We start from the raw sequence: 6,929 nt of genomic DNA on the forward strand, positions 1-6,929 counted from the left end.
ATCCTGCCGTGTCCGTCGCTGTGCGAGTCAAGGACCCCGGGAATACCGGTACAGCCAGTCTCACTGTCCGAGTGCACCACCGTGCCCGCCGGTTTCCGGAGTCCTATTGCGTTGTGGAGGGCCGAGACGGCCAGAGACGCTTTCATCCGGGAATCGATGGAGTAGCCCACGATCCGGTTGGAGTAGACGTCCTTGATGGCGCACAGGTAGAGCTTGCCCTCATCGGTCCGATGCTCGGTGATGTCCGTGAGCCAAAGCTCATCAGGCGCCGTCGCGGTGAAGTCCCGCCTGACGTGGTCATCATGCACCGGCGGGCCGGCTTTGCGGGTCAGACCGCGCTTCTTGGCGAACACGGACCAGATCTGCTGGCTGCTGCACAGCCGCGCCACCCGGTTCTCCCCGGCGCTGAAACCCTGGTCTTCGAGCTCGTCGGCGATAAACCGGTACCCAAATGCAGGGTCGTCCCGATGGACGTCCACCGCTGCGTTGATCAGGTGCGCATCGGACCAGTCACGCTCCGTGACCGGCGCGGCCTTCCACGCGTAGAACGCCTGTTTAGAGAACCCCAGCACCCGGCAGGCCACCGCGACGGGAATCCCGTCGCACGTCTTGGTCAAGGACCAGCGGAAACTTCATTTTGGGGGCAGCTCCCGGGCGAAGAACGCCGCTGCCCGGCGGAGGATCTCGTTCTCCTGCTCAAGCAGCCGGATCCGCTTCCTGGCATCCCTGAGCTCCGCGGCTTCCTTCTCCGTCACACCGGGACGGGCGCCCTCCTGGATGTCGGCCTTCTTCAGCCAGTTGTGCAGGGTTGCTTCGGAAATCCCGAAGTCTTTAGCGATCTGGGAGATCGGGGCTTCGTGCTTCCGCGCCACGGCGACCACGTCGCGGCGGAACTCAACGGGGAAAGGCTTGGGCATGTGAACATCCTTGCTGCAAGGAGTAAATCCTCACAAGTCAGGAGTCAATCAAACCCGGGGCAGTCCCGACTGGCCCCTCGCGGCATACCGTTTTTGGCCCACCGCTTGGCATTGGGGCCAGGAACAATTGAACTGCTCAACGGCCCGGGTCCCTGGCCCTCCGTGATCAATGACCAGCCGGCGCGATCCGAACGCGTTGGAACGGCGTCAGAACGGCATTAGCCCGAGACATTGAGAACTTCTTGGTCGCTAAGCGCTTGCCTAAGCAACTCCGTTAGGAGTGGTAACCAAATTCAGGCGTCGTCGTTCAGGCAGCGATTCACCACTTTTTGGCCGTTTGCACCTAGACGAATACAGAATTTTCAGCCCTGGTGAACCCAATGCCCGCAGAGAACTCGGATCCCGACGAGAGATACGTTCCGCAAGCGTAATTCCCGATCATGCGGCCTTGAGTTCGCGTTGTAAAGATAGCCCGACTCATACGAGATTCATTCTGCCGAACTATGTTTCCGATGATGTCGAAAGTTCCGGCGACTTGTTGACCGGTTACGTTTATACCAGCAGCAGTTTGGACTAAAGCGGCGTCCGCCACGTCATTTCTAGCAATGTAGACCCCACTGCTACCAGCGTGCACTTCGATGCCTTTACCACTCATGCGGGTGCACAAGTTACTAACAATACGAAGGTCAGTTTGACCCTCCCCCGCGGAAATGGCATCGCCTGATATGTCGGTTAATTCATTCGAGATCACACTAACATTAGAATGCCGCGAGCCTGAGGCCCCGATTCTTATGCCATAGGTCGAGCATCCCGTCAGTCGGTTACCCTCGACGACGACATTGCGGGCAGAATCCGAGACGAGGATACCGTTTTTATTCGTATTACGGACGTCATTGTTCCGGATTGTTATGTTGCGCGCGCGTGCATTAATACCCGAGTGCGCATTTTCTACAATGCAATCCGAAATGACAATCCCTTCGCCGGCACAGTGAGTGTCAATGCCCGCGGCGGTCGACGAGGCCGTTGATATAATGTTCGCAAAGACTAGGTTCCGCGGCACCCCGAAAGGACCACCTAGGGTGGTAACACCGTGACGGGACATTAAGTTGATACCGTCATGTATACGCACATTGTTGCAGGCATGGCGCACTATGAACCCGTAACCAGGATAACCTCCCGCCCAATTATCAATGAGTCCGTGCAGCCCAAACTTCACAACTTCAACGTTTCGACACTTGTCGATTAAGCAGAATCCGGCTTGGCCGGAGATTGTTGAAACCCCTTCAAGAAACAATCCATCCACGTTTTGGAACATAATCATTTGCGATGTCCCCGAAGGGTGGCCCTCGAACGCCATGTTACGGAGCGTCACATTTCTTACGGTGTTCAACTTCGTCAGCTTCGCCCCATTGGCCACGCTGTAGCTTCCTGCGCTATTCGAAAACGACCCTCGGACCGGGGAATCCAATATAATGCTGGTCCCGGTGGAGGAGGCAACGCGGAACTGCTCGCCTGATTTGTAAGTTTTGTCGGTTTCCGTGTAAGAGTATTCGTCTGTGACCAGAATAATATCGCCTGTAGCCAGTCGGTAATTGTTAGAAATTTTGATCTCGGTAGCGCCCTTAACTAAATCGGATGTAAGCGCACCCAGGTATGTGCTTGAACCCAATGCCATAAATGTGGGTTGACTGGCTACGCTTTGTACGATGACCGTTCCGGGCCCACTACCTTCGATCGTCATATTATGCGGGAGGTTCACTTGGTCAAACGAGTACCGTCCAGTGGGGAGTCGGAGCGGTAGACCGAGTATGTTTGCGGCAGCTACGGCTTTTGACAGTGCAACACCGGTCGGGGCCGATCCGTCGGTGACAACCCCATAGTCAGCGATGTTAATTGCAATTTCGCCTTTGCGCACGTAGGTCTCGACGAGGTCTGCACTTGTGGGCATCTTCGTGAGATCGTCCCTTGGAACAGAGGCAAAGCCCGGTGAGCATCCGAGGCCGGAGGCTGCGGACGCCCCGCCAAGAAGAGTGGCTAAGGTGCCCAATCTAAGGAGACCACGGCGTTTCATCGCTTCCCGACCTCCCGACCATGCCGCCCGCCTTCCCCCCACTTCTTCAGCCATTTCGGCACCCACCCTTCGAATTTGCCGATTATCTTGCGAGTAATAGGTTTCGGAACTGAGAAGAATCGAACACTTACAGGAGCTGGCTTTCGGTATTGTTTACCCTAGTAAATTAGTCTCTATCCGCTTGAACCACCTCAAACGCTATTCCATCTTGGGAGTGAGTACTACAGTAGGCACTACGTGATTAGCTCGTCCGACTACTCGTTCGGGGAACGGCTCTACGGATAGCCAGCGCCCAGCGATCGAACTCACTGAATCCAGCAATCACCTAATCAAAACATATCCTGTTCTTCTGAGGCGGCGCCCCAATCTCCCCTGCTCGATCTTCGATCTGAACGTTCTGAGTACGATGCCGCTGTGCGTCTAGAACTCATGATCCATTTTTCGCTTCCGCGCATGCGTGGATTCACGCTTCGGTGGGAATTGGTTTCGTGTCGTATCTGAAAATGAGGCCCGTGGCCCTACCGGGATGCGTGTTCTACCTGGGACAGAACCACGAGCCTTGACCCAGCGTCTGCCGCTGCCACCAGCATCTTCAAGGTGTCTGATTACCGCGTCATCTCTGCCACCGTTCTGGAGGACGGCGGAAGCCGGTCATTGTCGAAGCAGACCAGCCACCGGCCGCCCGACCTGTGGTGTAGTGGCGACGCCGCGGAAGAGACGGCCCTTCCAGCGGACCCGGGGCACTCCCTTTGCCGGGGCCAGTCGATGTCCACTGGTCCAACCGCGGCGTTCGCGGTTTCCTTGGCTGGCCTGCGCCGCCCTGACCGAGGCCTGTTTTCTCATTCATGCCCGACGTGGATAAGCTCAGGACGCGGGTGCTCGGCATCGACTAACATCGCTCCCGGTCCGTGCGGTATTTTCCGCGACCCTGGCCAGCACGTGGATGAAGCACGAGCCGTAGATGACGACCATCGTTGATCTGGGCACCGGCCAGGTCCTAGGCATCGTGGACGGGACCACAAGGACGCCGGGGATGCTCTTCGCCCGGCCGCTTCAGTGACGGCTGGGCGTGCAGGTCGTGGCGCTGGACCCGTCTGCCCCGTTCGGAAGGTATGAGGATGTGGCTTTCCCGCACCGCCGCGGCGGTCGATCACTTCCACCCGGTCTCATTGGCCAACCAGGCAATGACCGAGACCCGCAGAGACCGCTCCCAACAGGTCAAGGGCCGGCGCGGACACGGAATCGACAACGCCTGGGCCCACCGGATGCTGCTCCTGGTGCCGGCGCCACGCTCACCAGGAATGCAGCCACCGCACGAGGAGGAACTCGTCTCCGACGACCTACTAAACGGGAAACTGCAGGCCGGGTGGAAAGTCCAAGAACTGCTCAGGGTGCTCCTTCACCAACCCCCTGGCCGACGCCGCGCCGCGAAAAGCGAACTCAAGGCGTTCGTGGACGCTGCCGGCCGGCCAGAGACCAACAAGCTCTACCGCACCGTCTGCCGATGGTGGAACGAGATCGAAGTCCTCATCGTCACCCACGCCCCCACCGGCAAGGTCGAAGCCAACAACACCGGGCTCAAACAGCACATATCGATTATCCTCATGAGAAGGGCCGTCCGGAGGGCGGCGTGACCCTCGTCCGGGAATCCTTTCCCCACGAACCTGACGAGCCGGTTTGGGACGCTTAGCTCCAAAATGTCGCCGGGCCGATCCCTGCCGGACACTTCGGAAGCTCTTTTCCCACCCTCCACCCGCTTGATCGTGAAAAGAGTAGCCCCTCGGAGCCGAACCACGTTTATTCAAAAGTCAAACCCTGGTCGCGGCTAAGAAAGAGGGACCCTGCGGAGAAACCGCTCAATGGTCTGGCCAACAACCACATCAGGCTTCAACTCACGCACGAGCGCCCAATCAAACTCTGGATTCCAGACATGGGTGAACTCAAGGAAGTAATGCTTACACCACCATGCCAACTGTCCTGGGATATCTCCACTGCCGAAGAAGGAATTGCCAAACGCAAGGACTTTGAGTCGACTGGGAGCCGATCTATTCGTCCACGAGAAGCGCCGGCCAATGTGCCCGGCGGGTAGGTACTTCTGCGTGAGAACAAGGTCAGTTGCCCATTGCCTAAATTGAGCCGCGCTCGGCTCCCACTTTCTGGAATGCAGGGGAAGTCCGTAGAAGCGTTCCGCGAGGTCCTCAACCTCGTATCTGACCTCATTCATTTCGATTGCCCCGACGAGTTTTGCGATTGGCGGATCAATCTCCTCGACAAGCGCCGCGAACATTTCCTTTGCACCGCTCGCCGAGAAGTGGCTTCCTGTGGTGAGGAATGGGTCGTCGCGCTCAAGCCAAGGGACGAAAGGCTCCAAGCCACTGACGTAAAATGACTCGGACCGCAAGCGATCTTCAAGCGAGCGATAAATGGGGGTGGGAACGTCTAGCGGCATGGGAGCGTATACGGGCATGGCAGTAAGCTTTTCTGGTATGACGGTCTGGAAGTAACGGATACCGAGGGAGTCCAAGTGTTCTCGCCGGCCCGAAAATAGCTTCGTCCATTCATCGACCAACCCTTGCATGCCGCCGGGACCGTAATCGAAATCGTCGCTATACTGGTCCAGCACCCTGTTACTGCCACCAACTAGAAAGATCTGCCCGTTAAGCCCCAGAACGGAAGATTTATCCTGAGAATATAGGCCGGCGGGCAGCAATTGGGCAGACATGCGCCCCATCTTGACATTGGGTTGTACCTCAATTAGGTCTTCGTCTGGCCAAACTGTGCGGTGCGTGTCGGCGAAGTAGTCCGGGGCGGTTGCTAGCAGGCCGTCGATAGCTTGATGGCGAATGCGTTTCGCTCCGTTGCTCGTCAGCTTAAGAGTCTTGGAGGTGCCGCCATTCATGACCTTTACCTCAAGACGCCCAGAGACGACATCGAGCGCCGTGAATTTAGCGGTGCAGTGAAGTGTGAAGATAAGTCCGCCAGGAACCACCTTGCTCAGGTCCTCTCGGGTCCCGGCGGGCGTGGCTGTACCGATTTCAACGCCGCTAAGAAAGGCAGTAACTTGCAAGGCCCCGAGCGCCCAACCTGAAATGTTCTGTCCATCAAAATCGAATTTCTCAGCGTACCCGTTCATGCCTTTACAGTACCGCAGCTGATCTTCCCCTTAGGCCGCTGACTGCGTGATCGACGCCCTCAGTCATGTCCTTGGTTGGAGGGCGAGACCAGATGCAAATGTTCAGCTGACGCAGCCGTTCGCGGGGGCCTCGTCCATACCGATGCCGAGCACCCTGGGGCCGAGCTCTTGCCCGTAAAGCGGAGTAAGGAGGCTCTTCACGGTTCGTGGTGAATGTTCTGCCGTGATGGGTGTTCATGCCGCTGTTCTGGCGGCACTGCGCAACAGGATACGCGTTTTGTAGTTGCGTGCGTTGGTGAATCCCCGRCCTGTTCGTTTGATGTGTTTGATCGAGGTGTTGTTTGCCTCGACTTTCGCTGTTGTCGCGCCGGTGACGATGAGGACTTCGATCTCTTTCCACCACCGGCTGCGGCCGTATGGTTTTGTGAGACAGCTTGATAGGAGCCCTTCTTCGCATGACCGATCGTAAGAGGTAGGGACTGCTGAAGGTTTGATTGACACTTTGCCTGTGAGGATTTGATCCTTGCGGGTGGAAGGATGTTCATCATGCCCAAAGCCTTTCCCGAAGAGTTTCGCCGCGATGTCGTCGCGGTTGCCCGCAAGGGCGAAGCACCCATTACCCAGATCGCCAAGGACTTCGGGGTCTCGCCCGCTGCCCTGCACCGTTGGATGAAGATCGCCGACAGAGAAGACGGGGTGAAGTCCGGTGCCGTGTCTGATGACGCCGCGAAGCTGCGGGATGCCAACAAACGCATCCGGCTCCTGGAACAGGAAGCCGAAGTCATGCGCCGTGCTGACTTCGGCTTCC

Annotated in this window: 4 protein-coding genes and 2 pseudogenes; 2 read left to right on the forward strand and 4 right to left on the reverse strand. The window is 57.6% G+C overall.

The genetic code is table 11. The annotated features are described in order from the left end of the window. Positions 1-65: 65 nt before the first annotated feature. A pseudogene (locus tag AB4Y86_RS08425) lies at positions 66-917 on the reverse strand (IS3 family transposase); the annotation flags it as partial. A gap of 343 nt (positions 918-1,260) precedes the next feature. Beyond that, positions 1,261-3,042 (reverse strand): right-handed parallel beta-helix repeat-containing protein, encoded by a 1,782-nt coding sequence (locus AB4Y86_RS08430; RefSeq protein WP_441401805.1) that lies wholly within the window; start codon positions 3,040-3,042, stop codon positions 1,261-1,263. 1,064 nt (positions 3,043-4,106) lie between these two features. Between AB4Y86_RS08430 and AB4Y86_RS08435 the strand changes: the two genes are divergently transcribed. Next, positions 4,107-4,622, forward strand: a complete 516-nt coding sequence (locus AB4Y86_RS08435) for a transposase (RefSeq protein ID WP_441401806.1) — start codon at positions 4,107-4,109, stop codon at positions 4,620-4,622. Between the two features lie 191 nt (positions 4,623-4,813). Here AB4Y86_RS08435 and AB4Y86_RS08440 read toward each other — a convergent pair whose 3' ends face one another. Together AB4Y86_RS08440 and AB4Y86_RS08445 are read right to left on the reverse strand one after the other, a co-directional pair. Further along, positions 4,814-6,121: a hypothetical protein gene (locus tag AB4Y86_RS08440; protein WP_441401807.1), complete on the reverse strand. Its 1,308-nt coding sequence runs from the start codon at positions 6,119-6,121 to the stop codon at positions 4,814-4,816. Between the two features lie 234 nt (positions 6,122-6,355). Beyond that, positions 6,356-6,526: pseudogene (locus AB4Y86_RS08445) on the reverse strand (transposase); the annotation flags it as partial. Between the two features lie 141 nt (positions 6,527-6,667). On the opposite strand from AB4Y86_RS08445, the gene AB4Y86_RS08450 reads away from it, so the two are divergent. Next, on the forward strand, positions 6,668-6,929 hold a 262-nt coding region (locus tag AB4Y86_RS08450; protein WP_441401808.1), incomplete at its 3' end, for a transposase.

It is taken from the genome of Arthrobacter sp. 2YAF22_2 (assembly GCF_052114645.1).
GTDB lineage: Bacteria > Actinomycetota > Actinomycetes > Actinomycetales > Micrococcaceae > Arthrobacter.

Bases quoted from the DNA above. Each gene is read 5' to 3' on its own strand.
- AB4Y86_RS08430 (WP_441401805.1), bottom strand. From the start codon at position 3,042: ATGGCTGAAGAAGTGGGGGGAAGGCGGGCGGCATGGTCGGGAGGTCGG.
- AB4Y86_RS08435 (WP_441401806.1), top strand. From the start codon at position 4,107: ATGTGGCTTTCCCGCACCGCCGCGGCGGTCGATCACTTCCACCCGGTC.
- AB4Y86_RS08440 (WP_441401807.1), bottom strand. From the start codon at position 6,121: ATGAACGGGTACGCTGAGAAATTCGATTTTGATGGACAGAACATTTCA.